The sequence below is a fragment of the Parabacteroides sp. AF18-52 genome, from assembly GCF_003479145.1.
Taxonomy (GTDB): domain Bacteria; phylum Bacteroidota; class Bacteroidia; order Bacteroidales; family Tannerellaceae; genus Parabacteroides; species Parabacteroides faecis.
Window position 1 is genome coordinate 69,457 of record NZ_QUGR01000008.1, and the last position, 20,774, is coordinate 90,230.

Annotated in this window: 18 protein-coding genes; 8 read left to right on the forward strand and 10 right to left on the reverse strand. The window is 41.7% G+C overall.

Going from position 1 to position 20,774, the window contains the following annotated elements:
- Positions 1-593: 593 nt before the first annotated feature.
- Positions 594-1,799, forward strand: a complete 1,206-nt coding sequence (locus tag DWX23_RS14345) for an ATP-binding protein (protein WP_122374989.1) — start codon at positions 594-596, stop codon at positions 1,797-1,799.
- Between the two features lie 790 nt (positions 1,800-2,589).
- On the opposite strand, the gene DWX23_RS14350 is transcribed toward DWX23_RS14345, so the two are convergent.
- Positions 2,590-3,840 (reverse strand): 6-bladed beta-propeller, encoded by a 1,251-nt coding sequence (locus tag DWX23_RS14350; RefSeq protein ID WP_122374990.1) that lies wholly within the window; start codon positions 3,838-3,840, stop codon positions 2,590-2,592.
- A gap of 45 nt (positions 3,841-3,885) precedes the next feature.
- Complete coding sequence (locus DWX23_RS14355) at positions 3,886-4,167, reverse strand: glycosyltransferase family 2 protein (protein ID WP_122374991.1); 282 nt, start codon at positions 4,165-4,167, stop codon at positions 3,886-3,888.
- Positions 4,168-4,643: 476 nt separating this feature from the next.
- On the opposite strand from DWX23_RS14355, the gene DWX23_RS14360 reads away from it, so the two are divergent.
- From DWX23_RS14360 to DWX23_RS14375, 4 genes are all read left to right on the forward strand, one after another.
- Positions 4,644-4,970 carry a hypothetical protein gene (locus DWX23_RS14360; protein WP_007654232.1) on the forward strand — a complete coding sequence of 109 codons (327 nt, stop codon included), beginning with the start codon at positions 4,644-4,646 and terminating at the stop codon, positions 4,968-4,970.
- Positions 4,925-5,569: a nucleotidyl transferase AbiEii/AbiGii toxin family protein gene (locus DWX23_RS14365; RefSeq protein ID WP_122356322.1), complete on the forward strand. Its 645-nt coding sequence runs from the start codon at positions 4,925-4,927 to the stop codon at positions 5,567-5,569. Before DWX23_RS14360 ends, DWX23_RS14365 begins: the two co-directional genes overlap by 46 nt.
- Before the next feature lie 83 nt (positions 5,570-5,652).
- Positions 5,653-7,977, forward strand: a complete 2,325-nt coding sequence (locus tag DWX23_RS14370) for a GH92 family glycosyl hydrolase (protein ID WP_122374992.1) — start codon at positions 5,653-5,655, stop codon at positions 7,975-7,977.
- A gap of 47 nt (positions 7,978-8,024) precedes the next feature.
- Positions 8,025-9,218: a DUF418 domain-containing protein gene (locus DWX23_RS14375; protein WP_122374993.1), complete on the forward strand. Its 1,194-nt coding sequence runs from the start codon at positions 8,025-8,027 to the stop codon at positions 9,216-9,218.
- A gap of 76 nt (positions 9,219-9,294) precedes the next feature.
- Here DWX23_RS14375 and DWX23_RS14380 read toward each other — a convergent pair whose 3' ends face one another.
- From DWX23_RS14380 to DWX23_RS14390, 3 genes are all read right to left on the reverse strand, one after another.
- On the reverse strand, positions 9,295-10,695 hold the full coding sequence (locus DWX23_RS14380; protein ID WP_122374994.1) for a C1 family peptidase: 1,401 nt from the start codon (positions 10,693-10,695) through the stop codon (positions 9,295-9,297).
- Between the two features lie 183 nt (positions 10,696-10,878).
- Positions 10,879-12,036, reverse strand: coding sequence for an acyltransferase (locus tag DWX23_RS14385; protein ID WP_122374995.1), 1,158 nt, complete (start codon positions 12,034-12,036; stop codon positions 10,879-10,881).
- Positions 12,037-12,149: 113 nt separating this feature from the next.
- Positions 12,150-12,713: a Crp/Fnr family transcriptional regulator gene (locus DWX23_RS14390; protein ID WP_122375111.1), complete on the reverse strand. Its 564-nt coding sequence runs from the start codon at positions 12,711-12,713 to the stop codon at positions 12,150-12,152.
- A gap of 313 nt (positions 12,714-13,026) precedes the next feature.
- Here DWX23_RS14390 and DWX23_RS14395 point away from each other — a divergent pair, with 313 nt between their 5' ends.
- Genes DWX23_RS14395 through DWX23_RS14405 form a run of 3 tightly spaced genes read left to right on the forward strand, consistent with a single transcriptional unit; the run spans position 13,027 to position 14,866 of the window.
- Positions 13,027-13,995, forward strand: a complete 969-nt coding sequence (locus tag DWX23_RS14395; RefSeq protein WP_122374996.1) for an alpha/beta hydrolase — start codon at positions 13,027-13,029, stop codon at positions 13,993-13,995.
- A 2-nt stretch (positions 13,996-13,997) separates the two neighbouring features.
- Positions 13,998-14,276 carry a DUF2089 family protein gene (locus tag DWX23_RS14400; RefSeq protein ID WP_122356308.1) on the forward strand — a complete coding sequence of 93 codons (279 nt, stop codon included), beginning with the start codon at positions 13,998-14,000 and terminating at the stop codon, positions 14,274-14,276.
- 2 nt (positions 14,277-14,278) lie between these two features.
- Positions 14,279-14,866, forward strand: coding sequence for a YIP1 family protein (locus DWX23_RS14405; protein WP_122374997.1), 588 nt, complete (start codon positions 14,279-14,281; stop codon positions 14,864-14,866).
- 39 nt (positions 14,867-14,905) lie between these two features.
- On the opposite strand, the gene DWX23_RS14410 is transcribed toward DWX23_RS14405, so the two are convergent.
- From DWX23_RS14410 to DWX23_RS14430, 5 genes are all read right to left on the reverse strand, one after another.
- Complete coding sequence (locus tag DWX23_RS14410; RefSeq protein WP_122374998.1) at positions 14,906-15,556, reverse strand: HAD family hydrolase; 651 nt, start codon at positions 15,554-15,556, stop codon at positions 14,906-14,908.
- A 476-nt stretch (positions 15,557-16,032) separates the two neighbouring features.
- Positions 16,033-17,148: a carbohydrate-binding family 9-like protein gene (locus DWX23_RS14415; RefSeq protein WP_122374999.1), complete on the reverse strand. Its 1,116-nt coding sequence runs from the start codon at positions 17,146-17,148 to the stop codon at positions 16,033-16,035.
- A 21-nt stretch (positions 17,149-17,169) separates the two neighbouring features.
- The gene (locus tag DWX23_RS14420) at positions 17,170-18,342 is read right to left on the reverse strand and encodes a serine hydrolase (RefSeq protein WP_122375000.1); all 1,173 of its coding nucleotides are present in this window, start codon (positions 18,340-18,342) and stop codon (positions 17,170-17,172) included.
- Positions 18,343-18,867 (reverse strand): gamma carbonic anhydrase family protein, encoded by a 525-nt coding sequence (locus DWX23_RS14425; RefSeq protein WP_122356296.1) that lies wholly within the window; start codon positions 18,865-18,867, stop codon positions 18,343-18,345.
- A gap of 21 nt (positions 18,868-18,888) precedes the next feature.
- A complete protein-coding gene (locus tag DWX23_RS14430; RefSeq protein WP_122375001.1) occupies positions 18,889-20,676 on the reverse strand; it encodes an aminopeptidase P family protein in 1,788 nt (595 codons plus the stop codon).
- Between the last annotated feature and the right edge of the window lie 98 nt (positions 20,677-20,774).

Below are 20,774 nucleotides of genomic sequence, written 5' to 3' on the forward strand. Positions count from 1 at the left end.
TAGATATCCATCAATCCCCGGAGTGGATGGTTATACAAATAAAAGAAGGCGTGAGGATTGTTGATTATATCTGGTTTAGAGGCCTTCGACTGCCCGAACAATGAATATAAACAACAACTCACGCCCTTTTATTTATATATCCATAAAGACATATGTATATAACAATGCCTATGAACAGATATAACAAGGAAAGGTACGTGAGCGTTTTGTTGTCTATTATCCCATTGTTCTGAAATTGTCGAAGTTTCTAAACCAAGATAATATCTTTAAAACGCTTCCGTAATCAATAAAATGTACCGACCAATAACGCTTTATCGGTGTGTACGGCGACAAATGTATAGAGAAGTGTTGAATAAAGCAAATAGAAAACAAAAAAAGTTTCTCTTTGTTCCCTGTTCTTTGAAGGATGGTATGTTTCACAGAAAAAGGGAAGACAGTGGAGAGAGGTTGTTTGGGTATGATCAAGACATAAAAACAATCTTGCAAGATTGTTTTTATGTAAAATAAAGAACTTTAGAAGATTGTTTTATGTTTAAATAAAGACGTTGTGAAATTTATTCTAGTATCTTTGTACAAAAGAGGAAATCAATCAAATGGAAGAAATAGGCGTTGAAAAAATCTATCGGAGTTATCGGAGAAAGTTGCAGGAGACACCGATGTCCTTTACTCGATTTCTTTATGAGAAAATTAACTGGAATGATAAGTTAATCGGTATCAAAGGTGCCAGAGGTGTAGGCAAAACGACTCTTTTGCTTCAACATATAAAGCGAAATTTTGGACAGACTGATCGTGCTTTATATGTCTCTTTGGATAATTTGTGGTTTTCAACCCACTCACTGGACGATTTAGTAGAGTATCATTATACACATGGGGGAACACATCTTTTTTTGGATGAAGTACATAAATATCCCCGATGGCAAACAATGTTAAAGAATGTAAATGATGACTATCCGGATTTGCATGTGGCATATACCGGTTCTTCCATGTTGGAGATTGACGTACAGCAAGGTGATTTATCGAGAAGACAAATGGTATATCGGTTGGCCGGACTTTCGTTCAGGGAATTCCTGGAGTTTGAATGTGAAATAAATATACCTGCATATTCTTTGGAGGAATTGCTGCATAATCATGTTTCGGTAGCATCGACAGTGACGGAACAGGTGAAAATTCTACCTTTGTTTGAAAAGTATCTTCGAACAGGATATTATCCATTTTATAAAGATACTTTTGAAGGATATGATTTTCGCTTGCAGGAAGTTGTCAGGCAAGTAATTGAATCTGATTTGCCGGCGGTGGAAGATGTCCAGTATATTACTACGCAAAAAGTAAAAAAGTTATTGATGATTTTAGCAGAAAGGGTGCCGCATACTCCTAAAATGAATGAATTATATAAGGAGTTGGAAACAAATCGGGAACAAGGTTTGAAAATGTTGTATGCATTGGAACGGGGCGGATTATTGTCACTGTTGACTACTCAGGCAAAAAATTATAAAAGTCTTTCGCGTCCGGATAAAATTTATTTGGATAATCCCAATTTAATGTATGCATTGTCTTCAAATGCAGATATAGGCACATTGAGAGAAACTTTTTTCTTTAATCAGTTGAGTTTGGGACATGAAGTGTTGTTACCTCTTCAAGGTGATTTCTATGTCGATCGGCATTATTTATTTGAGGTAGGTGGACGCACAAAAACTTTTGACCAGATAAAGGATGTCCCTGATAGCTTCCTGGCTGTAGATAATACAGAAATAGGACACCATAATCGGATTCCTCTTTGGATGTTTGGATTGTTATATTAGGTTTGTGTTCTGATGCATCGGGTCTTCAATAAAATGTTTTGTCAATTTGTAACATGACTGCTATGACCGGCTTGCAACCTAATGCAGTGTTATAGATTTAAATCTTCTATAATACGCTTATCCGCGGAAATCGAGATAATTGTTATTTTGTTGGTATAAGATCCAATATGTAATCATTTTGATCTGATAATCAGAATATCCGTAACGAACGTATCCTGTATTACACCTCTTATAGAGGATGGATATATACATTTATTAACGTAGTATTTGACTGATACGCGTTTTTAACTCGGTTAAGAAAAAGATAAACTCGTTTTAAACGAAATATTTTTCATTTTAAATAAGTTTTATTTTTGTTGTAACTGAAATAGCTGTTTGCTTAAATGTGTATACTTGTTAATAAAAGAATATTTGTGTTCTTTTGCGCATGTAAAAAAGGTTCGATTATATGTTATTAAGCATTTTGCTGCTTCTTAAACGGACAAAACAGCAGTCGATTCTCTAGTGTTAAAAAAATCACAGATGACCATCTGTTGCAATAAAATATCGATTATAGAGGTGGTAATACAGCAAAATCATCTCAATACATCTAAAATGACGACATATCGAATATGGCGAACCTCTCTACAATCGAATAAAAACAATCATCGTCTCCGCTATCCCATACAGCTCACCCTGCAGGTCATAAGATAACATTTTGTCAATTTGATATTAAGTTGATATGACAACCTCAAAAAGTAAAATAAATCTTCATGTGTATAATGGTTATTCTTTCAAATTTGTATGGTCTCTACTTTAATTGTACCACCATCAGCACCGGATTATCATCCGGATTCAGCTTTTCCGCTACTGCTTTCAGTTCGGCCGACGGATTCGGCAATTGTTCGTATATTTCCAGAAACTTGTCGGCTGTAAACCATGTAACCATTTCATCTTTCGGTGAGATATATTTAGGCCAAAAACAAGGACCGCCATCTATATCATTACGGAAACCTAAATATTTATGTTTGACAGGCTGATTCATTAAAATAAGATTACCGGAATTCTTGTCAAACAAACCATATATATCTACATTTACCCGTTTATGTTTTGTCCGTACGCCCTGTCCGACCGCCTCTTGTTCATATTCATACTTTTCAGGAGCATGTCGTCCGCAATTAAAATGTATAAACAGATATTGATCCGATTCAATAATGCGTTGAGGAAATACATAACCTGCCTGAGCATAATCCTTCTGCAAAGAGGACATCCATTCCATCGGAGCTTTATAAGTCCCCATATCAAAAATATATGCAGGCTCCAAATCTAATTTTTCGTTGAATGTAAATATTGTATCATCCCAACTACGCCAATATCGGACTTGATTTTTGTAACGATAAAACTTACCATCCCGTGTCCCGAAACTGTCTTCGTCTATACCCACTTTTTCCCGTTGGAAATGATTGGGGTAAGTTCGGGTTATTTTTAACCCTTCGTTATCTTTCACATATAAAAAAGCCTTGAACTCACGATTTTTTCGAGAAGATATTGTTGATAAAAACAAATCTGTCCCAATATATACCGTCTGAAAAGTATAATATCCTGCAGAATCCAATTTTACTTTTTCATCAATTAAACCCCCATTCCAATCATATTCAAAACACTTGGGTATCGCCTCTAACAATATCCTCTCATTTTGATAATCGATATCAACTGATTTCACATGACTATATTGACCGGGACCATGTCCAATGCTCCCTACTTGGGTAACATAATTACCCTCTTCATCAAATATATAATACTGTGAAGCTTTACCAAAAGGAGCGTCACTAATCAAATGCTTGCCCCCTATCGACATCGCTTGCTCAAGTCTCCCTATCAACACACTGTCATTTGTTTCCAAAGGGATATACTTCACGGATTTCGCGAAGTCACTCAAATTCAAAACTTCACCAGATCCTATTACTTCTGATACCGGTATAATCGTTTTATCAATTTTATCTTTTTGATCGGAACAAGAAGTAAAAAAATACAGGGATAATAATATTACTACATATCGCATAATAATTAATTTAATTTATATCCGTTTTTAATTGAAAAGAGAGTGTCATTTCCCCAAATAATAAGGCGCATGGCACTCCCTGATTCTTTTAGCAGTGACATTTTGCTTTTCTTCATTCTTTTCATTGAATAACAGCCGGATGCGAGGATCGGAAAATGAGCGTAGGATTTCAGGTGTATGGTCTGTTGAACCATCGTCTACGATAATAAACTCAAAGTCTAAAAAAGTTTGGTTGAGGATACTTTGGACAGCTTCTTCAATATATTTTCCGACATTATAAGTCGGCATAACAACCGAAACGAAAGGATGTTTTTCAGATACATTCATTTGCACTATATTATTAGTCTGAACAATTCACAGTACTAAAAAGGTGAGGGTACATTTTATCATGTCGGCAAAGTTTCATGGTTGTATTGAAAATCAAATAACTAAACGACTTCCTCACGAACAAAAATAATACTTTATTTCAAGAATGGCAAAACAGTTTCTTACTTTTTACCGAAGATAATCAAACGCAAAACAGTCAAAGCCGATATCTGTATACTGTGTACTTCCTGACAATAAAGAGTCTTTGCCTTTCAACCTGTTTGTAGGGAGGAATAGATAAGTCTCGTCGTATCTGTTGGTTAGTTTGTAATAGCAGCCCTGATAATACAAGAGTATGGAACATTGGAAATAGAGTCGATTTGAGCAATCCAACAAAAAAATATTTGCTGTGAGGAGGATGAATAATAAAAACGTTTGAATAATTGTGTCTTCTTTCGAAATGTAGTAAATTTGTATAGGTACAAAAAGAACAGGAAATGACTATATTTGATGAATATAAGACATACACTGGTGATACATCAATCTCGTCATCCTTGCTTTGGGAATATGACTTGTCTCATTTTGATTGGTGGAAATCAAGAAAAGTAGTAGTTCAACGTGTCATAGAGAGGGGATGGCTAAAGGATTTTTATGCTGCATTTAAATTGTATGGCGGTATAGAAGGATTTAGGGAAATAATAAAAGAAGTTCCCAATTTGTCGTCCCGGGATATGAATTTTGTCTGTATTGCCTTTAATCTTAAAAAAGAAGAACTAAAATGTTACACACGGAAACTGTTGCGAGATCAACTCTTGAACTCTTAAAAATGCTGGAAAGTGAAAGTGTGATGTCAAATTTTAATTTGGCAGGGGGAACTTCTTTGGCTTTATATTTAGGTCATAGAATCAGTGTTGATCTGGATCTTTTTACACCGGAATCATTTGATGCAGGGAAACTAGAAATATTCCTTCGTGATAAATATGGTTTCCGTACTGACTTCATGGAAAAAAACACCTTGAAGGGAACCATAGACGGTGTTAAGATAGACTGCATTACCCATTCTTATGGTTATCTTGAGAAGCCATACACCGAGTCTGATATAAGATTGTATAGTATGGAGGATATCGTAGCCATGAAACTTTCAGCTATTGCCGATAATGGTTCGCGGCTAAAAGATTTTATTGATATAGCTTTTTTATCTACTCGTTTTCCTTTTAATTCAATGCTTAGGTTGTATGAGCGTAAATTCCCCGGGTCAAATCTCATCAGACCTTTCAAGGCTATTACTTATTTTGATGACATAGATTTCGAAGAAGATATTGTTATGTTGAATGGTAAATATGATTGGAAACTTATTGAAAGGAGATTGATTGATATGACTCAAATTCAAAATAAAGTTTTTGAGTCGTTTCCGCTTCCTTAATTTATATTTCATATATAGGTTAGCTGAATGGAAAAATTTGAAATGTAGTCATAATAATATTATTCTTATCAATCGATAGCATTATGAAAAAAAATATTAGTTTGTGTTCATTAGTTCTCTGTGTTGTTTCGTTTTCTTGTGGTTCTGTAAAAGATAACCAGGAATCGCAAGAGATTTTATCTTCTTATGTAAATCCTTTTATCGGTGCCTCCACCAGTATGGATGCGGGTGGAGCTTATCATGGTTTAGGTAAAACTTTTCCGGGAGCGACGGCTCCGTTCGGTATGGTACAGGTCAGTCCTAATACGATTACCGGAGGGGATAATGGTTCCGGTTATAGTGATGAGCATACTTCTATCGAAGGTTTTGCTTTTACACAAATGAGCGGGATTGGCTGGTATGGCGATCTGGGAAACCTGCTTGTTATGCCGACGGTAGGGAAACTGCATACATTTTCGGGTACACCGGACGAACCGGATAAGGGATACCGGTCCCGGTACGATAAGTCCTCGGAAAAAGCATCTGCTGGTTATTACTCTGTGATGCTGACGGATTATCAGATAAAAGCGGAGGCAACGGCACTTCCTCATAGCGGAATGTTGCGTTTTACATTTCCTGAAAGTAAAGAATCGCGTATCCAGATAGATCTGGCAAGAAGGGTGGGAGGAACTTCCACCTGGCAAGCCATCGAAGTGATCAATGACCATACGATCCGTGGAGAGATGAAATGTCCTCCCGAAGGCGGTGGCTGGGGAAATGGCGACGGTAAAGCTGACTATATCGTCTATTTCTATGCCGAGTTTTCCCGGCCTTTCCGGTCGCATGGCGTATGGTCGGCCGATATACCGGACGACTGGACGCGCAAACGCGGAGATATAGAGAGTGAACGCTATCATGAAGTAGTGAGAAATGCCCGGATCATTCCGGACGTAACTTCTTATGTGGGGAAGCATATCGGATTCTATGCTGACTTCGATACAAAAAACGGAGATCAGATTCTGATGAAAAGCGGCATCTCTTTTACCAGTATGAGGAATGCAGAAGAGAACCTTCATTCGGAAATGAATGCATGGGATTTTGATGCGACATTGGCTTCCTGCCAGCAGTTGTGGAATGACGCACTTTCCAAAATCACCGTATCGGGTGGGACGGAAGATGAAAAGCATATCTTTTATACGGCTCTTTATCACACGATGATCGATCCGCGTGTATGCAGTGATGTGAATGGAGAATATATGGGGGCGGATAAACAGGTGCATGTAACAGACCGATTCTCTAAACGGACAATTTTTAGTGGTTGGGATGTTTTCCGGAGCCAGATGCCTTTGCAAACGATTATAAATCCGACTCTGATCAATGACCAGATAAACTCGCTGGTTGAGATTGCGGACCAGAGCGGAAACAACTATCTGGAACGATGGGAGTTGCTGAATGCCTATTCGGGCTGTATGCTGGGAAATCCGGCTATCTCAGTGTTATGTGATGCTTATTCAAAAGGAATCCGTTCGTATGATATAGACAAGGCTTATCAGTATGCATTGCATACATCCCGGATGTTTGGAAATAATGAAAACGGATATACGCCGGGTTCCATCTCTCATACATTAGAATATGCCTACAACGATTGGTGTATGGCTCGTTTGGCCGGATGGCTTGGGAAAGAGGCGGATAAGGAGCTTTTTGAACGCAGGTCAGGAACTTATACGACCCTTTACGATCCGGATTATGGCTGGTTCCGTCCCCGTAATGAAAAAGGGGAATATTTGCCGTTACCGGAACAGGGGAGACTGGCTGAAGGATATGGTTGTGTGGAAAGTAATGCCTATCAGCAAGGATGGTTCGTACCTCATGATGTGGAAGGCATGATCAAACTGATGGGCGGACGGGAAAAGGTTCTGGCTGATTTGACGGATATGTTTGAACAAACACCTGCCGGCTATTTATGGAATCAATATTATAATCACGCCAACGAACCGGTACATCATGTACCCTTCCTGTTTAATCGCCTGGGTGCTCCGGAACTTACGCAGAAATGGACGCGGGATATTTGCCGGAATGCTTATAAAAATTCAGTATTGGGATTGGTCGGTAATGAGGACGTAGGACAGATGTCGGCCTGGTACGTATTGGCGGCTAGTGGATTACATCCGGTTTGTCCGGGCGACCAGCGGTATGAACTGACCAGCCCGGTATTTGAGAAGATCGTCTTCAATCTGGATCCTGACTATGCGGAGGGTAAGACATTTGTGATTGAAGCTCACAATAACAGCCCTGAAAATATCTATGTCCAGCAGGCTACTTTAAATGGAAATCCTTACAATAAATGTTATCTGATGCATGCCGACCTGATGAAGGGTGGAACGTTGGTGTTACAGATGGGGGCAGAGCCTTCGGATTGGGGAAAATGAGATAAAAGACTTTTATATAGATTGAATATCTGATACATAAATAAGAAATGATACATACTATTCAAAAATCCGAACGCTTGAATGTTGTAGATGCGCTTCGCGGCTTTGCTTTGTTGGCTATTGTGTTATTGCATAATCTTGAACATTATAATATTTATTTCATTCCGGAGTTTCAGCCGGCCTGGTTACAGGTTCTGGACAAATGGATGTGGGATAGCTTTTTCTTTCTGTTTAGTGGAAAGGCTTATGCTACTTTCTCTTTGCTTTTTGGCTTCAGCTTCTATATTCAGTTTCATCATGCGGAACAAAAAGGGATCGATTTTCGGGGACGTTTTGCCTGGCGGTTAGTTCTGTTGTTTCTGTTTGCCCAACTTCATGCTTTATTTTATAACGGTGATATTCTGGTACTCTATGCCGTTGCAGGTTTTGTCCTTATTCCGGTGTGTAAACTGAAAGATAAAATTGTTTTTTGGATCGCTGTCTTTCTGTTGCTTCAACCTTTTGAATGGGGCAGGATGTTGTATGCGTTATCTGATCCGGATTATGTCGCTATCGGGAATAGATTCATGATCTATTCGGAACGGGTAGGAGGAGTGACTATGAATGGTTCTTTTTGGGAGGTCTTGCGCAGTAACATATGGGACGGACAATTGTATAGCAACTTCTGGCAGGTAGAAAATGGACGGTTGTTTCAGACATCGGCCTTGTTTATGTTTGGAATGTTGTTAGGACGTAATGGCTCTTTCATCAGGAACGACCGTACGATTGGCTTTTGGAAACGTGTCTTAGGCATAGGTATATTGGCATTCGTTCCGTTGTATCTGCTTCGGGTTTTTGTCCCCGAACATATAGATAATCCATCCGTATTGCTTCCTTATAAGATAATAACTCAATCTCTTGGCAATTTTGCCTTTATGCTGATCCTGGTTTCGGCCTTTGTGCTGATTTGGTTCAAAAAGGAGAATGGGTGTAACTGGCAGAAGTTTATTATCCCTTATGGACGTATGAGCCTGACCAACTATATTTCGCAGTCTATAATAGGTGTGTGTATTTATTATGGATTTGGCTTGGGGTTGTATCGTGTTACCGGAGCTACGGAGACTTTGCTTATCGGACTGGCTATTTTCACCGTTCAATGGGTATTCAGCCGTTACTGGTTGTCGTGCCATAAACAAGGACCATTGGAGTATTTATGGAAACAAGGAACCTGGATAGGCAGTAAAAGCAATAAAAAGAAGTAATTAGATAGTGTAGAAAAAATAACCCCGACAGACCAGGTTTGTCGGGGTTATTTTTCTATGTTCCAGAATCCAACTATTAATATTCGTCTGTAAACATCGGGTCCCAGGCCGGGAGGCGGGTCGGTGTTTGTTTGAGAACGTCTTTTACTTTGTCGGTGATATATTTCTTGTCGACTACCAGACGGAACATATATTCATTGAACCATTCGTCGGTCATGATCAGGTGGCCGCTGTTGGCACCCGGTCCCCAGCTGTTTTCGACCATCCATTTTTTTGGTGTGCCGTTAGCGTCGAGATCGACGGCCATCAGGGTCATGGCATGTGATGATCCGCTGGCGAATGTTTGGATACGCTGTTTCTTATCCATGCCGAAAGTAGTTCCCATCAGTGAGCCGTAGTCGTAATAGTTCACGTCCAGCAGACCACGTTCACGGTCGAAGAATTTACCCACGTCGCAGGAGAAATACATCATTGTGCTGTCTTTGATGGAGGCGATAGCCATTTCTTTGATATCTTCGATCGGAAGGTTTACGTAAGTCCAGTTCTTTCCGTCATAACGGTGGCGGTCGAAATCGATCTCATATAACTTGTAGTACTCACGGCTCGGATCGTTCATTAACATGACATAATTGTTTGTCAGGTCTTTGCCGATATATTCATCGAAGAATGATTTAGGAGTGTATTCTTTGGTTTCAACCGGATTGCCTTGTGCATCTTTCCGTGTCCAAGTGAATTTCGTAGGCGGTTCACCCAGGTTGAGGACCAGCATCCGGTAAATAGTTCCCAGCATTTCGGTTTTACTCTTTTCCAGTGCGGCTACTTTACTCCCTTTGGCAGACTGGTCGCGCAGATACAGGCCGAACTCTTTCAATTTAAGGCTGATCAGATTAGCCATTCTTCCTGTACTTTCACTGCTATTGGTTTCTACCATTACGTCAGACGGAACTACGCCATATTTACCCAGAATATCGGATATTCCGGTGAACTGTCCTCCGTCGCTAAGCGGATTTTTGAATAGCCATTCCACCATTTTGTCATCCATCGGCTTTTCGCGTGTGTCGATAATCCCTTGCAGGAACAGATTGGCTTTTTCCAGCTGGTCCCAGAAGAAGGAGTAATTCTGCGAGAATTGAAAATCTCCCATATTGTACTTTGCGATCGCCTGTGCACGAAATACGTTCAGACCGGTAAATAGCCAGCAACGGCCGGATGATTTCTGGTTGGTAATCCCTTTGCTGTCTACTTTATTGGAGAAATAAGTATCGAAATTATTTTTACTTTCTGCATTTACCGCCAGTTTGTTGATATCGTTATTACTGATGGCGTTATGGATAGCCTTGTCGGTAGGAGTCCCTTTGTACGATTGTTTGATCTGTTGCAGCATTTCCGGAGAAATTCCTCCGCCGATTTGCTGTCCGAAGGCGGATAACGTAATACCCAGTGCAAGGGCTGTTATCCATAGGTTGTTTCGTTTCATGATATAGTTCGTTTGTAAGTTTATATTGGTTCACAAACTTACGATAAATAGCCGGAAAAACGAAAGAAGACGTATCAAATGTTTGTATTACCGGACGCAGAAAGCGCAGAGTCTCGCAGACTTTTTTTTAATTTATCTGCGATATTCTGCGCTTTCTGCGTCATCTGCGTCCGGTAATTCCTTTTATGCCTGTTTTCTGGCAAGGAACTTCTTACTCAGCCATTTTCTAACCGGTTCGTCATATAGTTTCAGGCATAGGTATGCCAAAACTATATTCAATACACAAACACCCACGACTACCTGCCAGGTTTCTGCGAGCGTGTAAAGTTCTTTGTCGATCAACCAGGCATAGAACAGGTACATCACAGGATAATGTATGATATAAAGAGGGAAAGAAATGTCTCCCAGGAATTTACATATCTTTGTCGACTTGGTATCGGTAGTGGTTCCCGATGCTCCCACCCAGATAAGGATAGGGAAAATCAGGATGATACAAAATGATTCATAAAGTCCGTTCATGGAAATCGGATCTGTCCCTTCCACGAATGGTACAGAGAACAACCCCAGTAATATGATCGAACAGATCCAGAATGCGCCTCTCACCTTGATGGGCTTGAAGTTACGAGATAAAAGCATACCCATAGAAAAGGGGAAGAGCATGCGTAATAATCCGCCTACAAAATTCACGCCATCCAATGTCCACCCGACTCCGATGTTACCGTAACCGGATACGTCGAGGGTGGCGAATGCTGCCAGTGCTGCTCCCATCAAAAAGACAACTACAGTCAATGCCTTGGTTGACAAACGGCGAATGAACAGGGCGTAAAGAATATTACCGATATACTCGAAGAACAACGACCAGCTGGGACCGTTCAGCGGGAACATTTCGCCATTTCCTCTGACTTCATAACTGGCTCCCGGTATGGCGGGAATGAAGAACAATGAACAAAGCAGGGATAGCATGACCAAGGAAATAGAGACATGTGTCCCGTCCCATTTTACACTGCCTTGAATCAGGAAAGAGATAACACCCAGAACCGCTCCCATGATAACCATCGGATGAAGACGGATCAAACGGCGTTTAAAGAAATCTTTCATGGTTAGCGTCTTTGACCAGCGGTCGTCATACGCATAACCGATAACGAAACCGGATAGGATAAAGAAGAAATCCACAGCCAGATAGCCGTGATTGATACTATCGATGGTAGTGCCTCCGGCAAAAGCGTAGCCTTCGAACACGTGATACCATACGACTAAAAGTGCTGCCACCCCTCTTAATCCGTCGAGAAGATCGTAATGAGGTTTACTGTCTGTGAATGCAGCAGAAGAGATGTTTTGCATGATAAGAGTTTGTTATTTAGATTATTATTATTACGTGTAACTTATGAAGCTCCAAAATTATAAAACTTATGCGTCCTAAAATTTGTCCTACGTCAAATAGTACCGGATAAAGATTATTTCTGGGCTCTGATCCGGCTGAGTGTAGATGAGGTTATCCCCAGGTAGGAGGCAATATAGCCCAATTGTACACGCTGATACACTTCGGGAAATTGTTGTTTGAATTCCTCAAATCTCTCCTTTGCTGACAAGGTAAGACGTTCTTTATGAGAGCGGTGCAAACGCCTGTATTCGTTCTGATGAATGACTCTTCCCCAGTTGGCCAGTTCGATATTGGTTTGAAAAAGATGTAGCAAATCGGCCAGTGATATTTGATAGGCTACTACTTCTTCAAGTGTTTCTACAAACTCTTCACTTACCTTATTATAGTACAACTCATCCATACTAAAGACAATACTTCCTTCATAGGCGAAAGAAGTGGTTATTTCCTCTCCGTTTACCAACCAGAAGGAGCGGGTCATTCCTTTCTCTATAAAGTAAGCTGATTTGCAAAACATATTAGCTTTTATCAGTTGATGCTTTTTAGGGAAATGACATAAAATGACATGTTCTTTCAATGTTTGTATCGTTGTATCGGAAATTGGATATGAAGAGTTTATCTTGTCAATAATATTTACCATAAGAAATTCTTGATTATTTTCCATCACATGCAAAAATAAGAGGAATAATGCAACATTTCTCCTGTTGGGGAGATATTTTCATAGAAAAGGTGATAAAGTAGATTAATCAATCTAAATAAGAAGGATATTAAACAGATTTCAGACCGTATTTGATGTATTGCGTTTGGTCCTCCTGTTTATTTAGATTCATTGCTCTATTTCTATTTGTGGATGAATTATATTTATAAATAGTTGAATAAAATTTATATATGATTGAATTTTATTCAATATAATTTCTATATTTGTCCGGATAACTTTTTAGGAAGGTGATAATATGAAACAGATGAAATTATTATTCAGCGTCTTTTTCTCTTTTGTATTTCTGACTTGTTTCGGGCAGTTGCAACCATTGACCGGTCAGGGAGTGACCTTGAATACTCAAAGTGGAGATATTCATGGAAAACTACTTCTTCCCCCAGGAATGAAGTCTTTTCCTGTTGTTTTATTGATTGCCGGATCAGGCCCGACCGATATGGATGGTAATTCAGCCATTGGGCAGATGACGAACAACTCTTTGAGATACCTTGCCGAAGATTTGGCAAAGCAGGGGATTGCTTCGCTTCGTTTCGATAAGCGGGGAATAGCTTCCAGTGCTTCGGCAGGAAAGAGAGAGGCAGACCTACGTTTCGAAGATTATGTGAATGACGTAAAAGGTTGGATCGATTATTTGAAAAAAGATTCGCGCTTTACGGGTATTACGGTGATCGGGCATAGTGAAGGATCGTTGATCGGGATGTTGGCATGCCGTAATAATCCGAAAGTAAAAGCCTTTGTGTCGTTAGCCGGAGCGGGGAGGCCGGCTTATGAAATAATAGAAAAGCAGTTGTCTTCCCAACCGGAATCGGTCCGGAATATAGTAGCCGCTATCAATGATTCGTTGCGACAGGGTAAATTGGTGGCGAACGTTCCGTTTGGAATGGACGCGCTGTTCAGGCAATCGGTTCAACCTTATATGATATCATGGTATAAATATAATCCTCAACAGATAATCAAGGAATTAACGATACCGAGCCTAATCGTGCAGGGTAAAACCGATATACAGGTTCTCGTAGAGGATGCGGAACTGTTGAAGAAGGCTTCTCCTTCGGCAAAGCTTCTTTTAATCGAAAAGATGAACCATGTATTGAAAGATTGTGATACGACCGATCCCCAGAAGCAGATGGCAGTCTATACAAATCCTTCTTTACCGGTTAATGCGGTTTTGCTTTCGTCATTGGGTACGTTTATAAAGGAACAGAAGTGATTATGGGAGAAGTCAGAAAACGTTTGCCGTTACAGTGTCCGGCCTGTGATTCTCCTCTGAGAGTGGGGCGGCTCTTTTGCGAACAATGTGATACGGAGGTTTGCGGGAACTTTGAACTGCCTCTTCTGGCAAGGTTGACCGAGAAGGAGCAGTTATTTATCGTTGATTTTATCAAGTCGAGTGGCAGCTTGAAAGATATGGCGAAGAATATGGGAGTGAGTTATCCTACTGTTAGGAATATATTGGATGATCTGATTGATAAATTAAATAAGATTGAATAGTTATGAAAAGACAATGGTTGAATTTTCTGATTAATCCGTTTGAATGGATTGCCGGTTTTCAGGCGCTGGGGTGGGGGCTTTTAGGAATGGTCGTATCCACGGTTATCAGCTATCTTTCCGGATGGCATTATCATGGTTTATTGCATTTCGGTCCGGCACCGAATCCGGCCTGGTGGTGTTACGCTGTCGAACATCTGGTTGTTTGGATGGTGCCGGCAACTTTGTTTTATCTCGGAGGGTTGATCTTGTCGCGTTCCCGGATCAGGGTGATCGATGTGTTGGGGACAGTTGCCTTTGCCCAGATTCCTTTCATCTTTATGAATTTGTTCAATATGTTGCCTCCGATGCAGAATCTGGCAAAAGTGGATATGAATGTGCCGCCGACAGAATTGTTGGCACAACCTGGTTTCCTGGTAGGAGTATGGCTTTCATTGATCGGAGTTATATTTCTGGTCTGGGTATTGGTCTGGATGTTCAAAGCACTGAAGGTCTCTTGTAATCTGAAGGGGTATTCGTTGGGTATTCTCTATTGTGTAGCCGTGTTTGGTGGTGATATTCTTTGCCGTTACCTGATCGGTCTGTGTTATTAATATCAATGGAAAAAATATCTTTTAATCCGTAAATTACTGCTATAAGAGTAATTTACGGAGTGCCGGAATATCTTCCGCAATATGATCTGCTCCGGCATCTGAAAGTTCTTTATAATCTCCGAAGCCGTATAAGACGCCGATAGAGTCGATCCCTACGTTTTTGGCTCCGATGATATCGTGTTTCCGATCGCCTATCATCACAACAGACTCCAGATTGGTTATTTGATTGGATTGTAAGATATAGTTGATCACATCTGTTTTTGTGTGAAGAGAGCCATCCAGGCCACTACCGGCAACAAAAGAAAAATAGTCGCTCAACCCGAAATGATCGAGGATACGTTTGGCAAATATTTCCGGCTTGGAAGTTGCCAGTATCACGGTTTTACCGTTTTTTTGTGCATCTGCCAGTAGTTCTTTGATTCCCGGATATAATTCATTTTCCAGAATGCCTTTGTCGGCATATCTTTCCCTGTATTTGGCAACGGCAACGGTCGCCTGTTCATCCGTGAAGTTGTAAAAGTCTTTGAACGAATCCAGAAGAGGCGGTCCGATAAAAGGGGATAACTCCCGTAGGTCGTTTACCTGAATACCAAAATAATTTAGTGCATATGCAACGCACCGGGTGATTCCGGTCTCTGAGTCGGTAATGGTACCGTCGAGGTCAAAAAGAAGATATTTATATTGTTTCATTTTTATCCTATTTGTATGTTACTTTTCTCTTGATAGAAAAGTAACCAAAAGATCAAGGCTTAATCGGCTTCACTGCTTCGGTGAAAGACTCTGCTGAAAAATCCGAAACTCGCTACGCTCAGACAACGGATTTTTTTAATCGCTTCGTCTTCCCCCTTCGCGGACGTTCACCCGTTTAGGCCTTTCCCAGGAAGCTCCGCTTCCTCTTAGGATTGCCGACACTGATAATTATATACTATGAACAGTACTTTCTGTTTTAACAGGCAGTGTCGGCAATCACAAAAGAACGCTTTGCGTTCTATGAAAGGCCTCAGCTGGTGAGCGTAAAGCGCAGCATCCGGAGAGAGCGTCCGGAGCATCCGCTGTTTGAGCGCAGCGAGTTTCGGAGGCGACAGCGAACGCAGGATGCGGAGTAGCGAGGCAGGTGTAGCCTTGATCTTTTGGCTACTTTTCCATCAAGGGAAAAGTAGGTTTAATTATTTTTTAGAAGCCCAAACCATTCCATCCTGTCTGATATGCCATACATTTCCATCTGTGCCGGGTAATGTGATTTCATACATGGAAGGAGTGTTGAACAGGCTGATCTGTTTGGCTTGTTCTGCCGGACATAATTCTTCCGGTTTGAGAGCCGCTACGGAAGGAGCATACTCACCGAATGTCGCAGCATACTCATTCTGACGGTAATACAGGTTGCGCAGAAGCCACTTCACTTCATCGTTCGGGTCTGTAACAAACGGAGTTTCTCCGGTTCCCGCAACCTTATCGGATATCTGTACAAATCCCCAGTATTCCGGCATGTGGATATTGATCACTCCGGTCGGAGCCCATACCCAGTTATATTCACGTATTTTGTTTTCACCTTTGATTGGGACTTTTACGTACTTGCCATCCTGTACCTCTGTAGTCCATTCCACACGTGAGAAGTTTGTACGGATATGTTCACCGTCGACAGGTCCTTTTTTACCTCTCGCTACCTGATAGATCGATGACCAGGGGATAAATACTTCTACGCTCCAGGATTTGTCGGTGTCTTTCGGATTATTTAATGTGCCATCCACGTAGACGGCCGATTTCATACCGGCAAATTCCCAGTTGTTCAATACTTGCGGATTGTCACGGTAGGGTTTGCTCAGGAACAGATCCCATTCTGTGCCTAACGCATTTACCTCATATTCCAGGTAATTATGTGTATCGTTTGTCGGATTGAGGAATATTTCAAAGTCGTTATCCTGATAGATTACGGCATCATGTTCTGTGATCGTAGCCCATACATGAGGCTCTTCCATCAGGACGGCAAAATACATACCATTGTCATCGTAAGTCATTTTAGCCCGTGTCTGCAAAAGTGGTTTGGGGCGTTTGTCTCCTTCGATGTCTACAAACTCGGTTGTCCAGGGAATAGCATCCCATTCTTCGGGAGACAGTTTACCGTCTATCTTGATCGGAGCCGGAGCTTTGTAGCATACATACGTCGGAGGATTGTAAGGAGCCTGCGGCGTGTAAGTGATCTCTTTTCCTTTCTCCTGTGGCGCTTGTGCACAAGAAAGGAGTAACAATGCTACCATGGGTGCAGTAAAAACTGTTTTCTTCATTTGTTGTTTAATTTAGTATGTTTATTCTGATTCTCTCTGATTATTTGTTGACTTTTGTATTATTTCGATAGCAGCTCCCAGCCATGTATCTATATCATCCGGGTAATGTTGGGCGGTACGTGTATCGCTGCGTTTATGCCCCAGGCGTACGACGACGGCATTCAATTTCGGAATGGCAAAGACATATTGCCCGAGAATTCCTCGCATGTAAGGGATTTCCATATCCTTGTAAGTCAGGTGCCAGAACTGGAAGCCGTAGCAGTGGTTCGTTTCATTGTACTCTTTGAATATCAGATTAGTGTCGGGAGTCGTAGCTTCTTTTATATAGGATTCGGAAACGAGTTGTTTTCCGTTCCAGTTCCCTTTGTTTAAGATTAGTTGTCCGAAGCGGGCGAAGTCGCGGGCATTGCTGTTGAAGCAGCAATATGCTTTTTCGATACCGTCCTTTTTATCCAGACTCCAAAGAGCATCTTCTTCTGCGTTTAGCGGAGTCCATAGTTTTCTTGAAACGTATGAACTGATGTTCTCTCCGGTCGCTTTTTCTACGATAAGGGCGAGTAACTGCGTTACGCCACTCTGATAAATAAAGTGGATGCCAGGTTCTTCGATTTCTTTCATTCCCAAAGCGATCTGTTGCAGATCATCTCCGTAATACAGTTTGGTGGTGGGAGAGAAGGGGGAAGAATAGGCCTCGTCGAAGTCGACACCTGCGCTCATTGTCAGCAAATGGCGTAGCGTCAGGGCTTTGCCATTGTATCCTTTGAATTCGGGATAGAAGTCGTTGACAGGTTGGTCTACATTTTTGATGAAGCCGTCGTCTATGGCGCATCCTATAGCCAGTGAGACTATGCTTTTAGCCATGGAAAACGAGTTGCTGCGCGAGTGCGGAGAGTAATCTTCCCAGTATTGTTCGAAAAGTAAGGTGCTGTCTTTGATAATGACAAAGGCTACAGTTCCCAGATCCTCAAAAACAGGCTGGAATTTTTCCGGAACGGATAGTTTGTTGTATGCTTTCGATTCCGGCCAAGGTTGCGGGTTGCCGGCCTTCACCGTCCGGTTTTCAAAGATCGGATACTGGTCGATCTTCGGGAGCAGGTGAATAAGAGCGCGTCGCAGGTAATAATTGGAGGGCAATACCAGATAGCCTCCGATACAACATAGAGCCAGTAGTATTGCCCATCCTGTCTTTTTCATTTATTCTGAATCTTCTTTATACCAACTTGAATACATGTGGTAGTTTTTTGCAATCTTCTGGTTGATCTCTTTGGCTTGTTCAGGATCTACCTTCTTTACGAATTTAGCAGGGACACCGGCATAAATACTACCCGGTTCGACTATGGTCTTACTCAGAACAACCGAGCCGGCAGCTACGATAGCCCCTTCACCGATCACTGCATGGTCGAGTACAACCGACCCCATTCCGATCAGGGCTCCGTTGCATATTTTGGCTCCATGTATCGTCACATTATGCCCGACCGAGACGTCATCGCCGATCTCTATAGTCGATTTTTCATATAACGTATGTAGTACGGAGCCGTCTTGTATGTTGACTCCGTTTCCTATGCGGATTGAGTTTACGTCGCCCCGGAGAACGGTTCCGAACCAGATGCTGCAACCGTCTCCTATTTCGACATCGCCGATAATAGCGGCGTTGTCTGCTAAAAATGTGTCTTTACCGATTTTCGGGGTAAAGCCTCTTACTGATTTTATTAATGCCATAATTTTATAGTTGACAATTGATTAAATTTCTGTTGTTTTCTCTTTTAACCACGCTTTTTCATCTTCATTCAGATGTGGGCTTAACAGGTCGTACACCATCTGGTGATATTTGTTTATCCAGGCACGTTCTCTGACTGACAACATCGGGACAATGATCAGTTTTGTGTCTATATAGCACAAAGTGAGAGTGTCGAATCCGTAGAATTTACCGTATTCCGTTTCGCTGTCTTCACGGACAAGCACCATATTCTCTGTCCGGATACCGTATTCTCCGGTCCGGTACATGGCCGGTTCATCACTGATCACCATACCCGGTTTCAGAGGTATGGGATTAGCCTCCATACGGATACTCTGAGGACCTTCATGTACGTTCAGACAATGACCGATCCCGTGACCTGTTCCGTGCAGGTAGTTAATGCCTGCATCCCATAATGCTTTCCGGGCGAGAATATCCAGTTGTACGCCTTTCGCTCCTGCAGGGAATTTGCATTTGGCAATTCCGATCGTTCCTTTTAATACACGGGTAAAATCTTTTTTCATTTGCTCCGTCGGTTCTCCCAGAGCGATTGTACGGGTGATATCGGTAGTCCCGTCCAGATATTGGGCGCCGGAGTCCATCAGAAGCATATTGTCCGCTTTTATTTCCGCGTCGGTTTCTGGTGTGGCTGCATAATGGACAATTGCTCCGTGGGCAGCATATCCGCAGATTGTTTCAAAACTGTCCATGATATACTGCGGTTGTTCGGCCCGTAAAGCCGTTAGTTTGTCAGATGCGCTGAGTTCGGTTACTTTTTCTCCTGCAGCTAATTTCTTTTCCAGCCAAATGTAGAAACGTGTCAATGCAATACCGTCTTTTACTACGGCATTGCGGAATCCTTTTATTTCAGTTTCGTTCTTGATACTTTTCAGGTGGTTTGCCGGTGTGATGTCTTCAACGATGGTACATCCTTTGGGCAGTGCGTTGTAAAGCGACAGGTTTGTTTTTGCCGGGTCGATGAATACGGAACTCTTTTCCGGAAGCCGGGAAAGATATTTTTGTATCATTGTATAGTCGGCGAGGACCACTCCTTCTTTTTTTAGATGTTCGGCTGCTTCTGCCGTGATCTTTCCGGGATTGATGAAAAGTACACTTTCGTCTTCGGATACAAATGCGTAACTGATTACGACAGGATTGTACGTAACATCTGTCCCGCGTATATTGAATGTCCAGGCAACTTCATCGAGGGCGGCGATGATAAGGCTGTCGGCACCTTGTTTGCGTAATAGGTTGTTGATCGCATCCAGCTTTTCACGAACCGATTTTCCACTCAGTTCTACCGGCATTTCGAATAACGGATTGCCGGGGATAGCCGGTCGGTCTTTCCATACAAGGTCGATCAGGTCGTAAGATGCTTCCAGTTTGATCCCTTTCCGGTTTAGCGTTCTTTCCAGTTGGGCGGCATCGGCAACACTGTAGGTTTGTCCGTCCAGTCCGACCGTTTGCCCGTTCTGCATTTCATGCAGCAGAAAGTCCGGGATTGTCGGAGTTTCCGGTAAGGCCATTTTATATAGTTCGATACCGGAGCCTTCCAGTTGAATACCAGCTTGTAAAAAATAGCGGGAATCAGTCCATAACCCGGCTTTATCGGCCGTTATGACCACTGTGCCGGCAGAACCGTCAAAACCTGATATCCATTCACGCGATTTCCAGCGGTCGGCAGGATATTCGCTCAGATGCGGATCTGAACTGGGGATGATGTAAGCATCTATATTTTTTTCTTTCATTGCCTCTCTAAGCGCGGCAATACGTTCCGGAATGTTTGTTTTCATCGCATTATTGTTTTAGTCAACATTACTATTGGCAAAGTTAATAAAATATCGGAGAAACCCTTTTCTTCACTTGGGAAATACCTGTATATTCTGAGCTA

Bases quoted from the DNA above. Each gene is read 5' to 3' on its own strand.
- DWX23_RS14400 (WP_122356308.1), top strand. From the start codon at position 13,998: ATGGGAGAAGTCAGAAAACGTTTGCCGTTACAGTGTCCGGCCTGTGAT.
- DWX23_RS14375 (WP_122374993.1), top strand. From the start codon at position 8,025: ATGATACATACTATTCAAAAATCCGAACGCTTGAATGTTGTAGATGCG.
- DWX23_RS14385 (WP_122374995.1), bottom strand. From the start codon at position 12,036: ATGCAAAACATCTCTTCTGCTGCATTCACAGACAGTAAACCTCATTAC.
- DWX23_RS14420 (WP_122375000.1), bottom strand. From the start codon at position 18,342: ATGAAAAAGACAGGATGGGCAATACTACTGGCTCTATGTTGTATCGGA.
- DWX23_RS14410 (WP_122374998.1), bottom strand. From the start codon at position 15,556: ATGAAACAATATAAATATCTTCTTTTTGACCTCGACGGTACCATTACC.
- DWX23_RS14350 (WP_122374990.1), bottom strand. From the start codon at position 3,840: ATGCGATATGTAGTAATATTATTATCCCTGTATTTTTTTACTTCTTGT.
- DWX23_RS14360 (WP_007654232.1), top strand. From the start codon at position 4,644: ATGACTATATTTGATGAATATAAGACATACACTGGTGATACATCAATC.
- DWX23_RS14380 (WP_122374994.1), bottom strand. From the start codon at position 10,695: ATGAAACGAAACAACCTATGGATAACAGCCCTTGCACTGGGTATTACG.
- DWX23_RS14390 (WP_122375111.1), bottom strand. From the start codon at position 12,713: ATGGTAAATATTATTGACAAGATAAACTCTTCATATCCAATTTCCGAT.
- DWX23_RS14425 (WP_122356296.1), bottom strand. From the start codon at position 18,867: ATGGCATTAATAAAATCAGTAAGAGGCTTTACCCCGAAAATCGGTAAA.
- DWX23_RS14405 (WP_122374997.1), top strand. From the start codon at position 14,279: ATGAAAAGACAATGGTTGAATTTTCTGATTAATCCGTTTGAATGGATT.
- DWX23_RS14365 (WP_122356322.1), top strand. From the start codon at position 4,925: ATGTTACACACGGAAACTGTTGCGAGATCAACTCTTGAACTCTTAAAA.
- DWX23_RS14345 (WP_122374989.1), top strand. From the start codon at position 594: ATGGAAGAAATAGGCGTTGAAAAAATCTATCGGAGTTATCGGAGAAAG.
- DWX23_RS14395 (WP_122374996.1), top strand. From the start codon at position 13,027: ATGAAACAGATGAAATTATTATTCAGCGTCTTTTTCTCTTTTGTATTT.
- DWX23_RS14415 (WP_122374999.1), bottom strand. From the start codon at position 17,148: ATGAAGAAAACAGTTTTTACTGCACCCATGGTAGCATTGTTACTCCTT.
- DWX23_RS14355 (WP_122374991.1), bottom strand. From the start codon at position 4,167: ATGAATGTATCTGAAAAACATCCTTTCGTTTCGGTTGTTATGCCGACT.
- DWX23_RS14370 (WP_122374992.1), top strand. From the start codon at position 5,653: ATGAAAAAAAATATTAGTTTGTGTTCATTAGTTCTCTGTGTTGTTTCG.
- DWX23_RS14430 (WP_122375001.1), bottom strand. From the start codon at position 20,676: ATGAAAACAAACATTCCGGAACGTATTGCCGCGCTTAGAGAGGCAATG.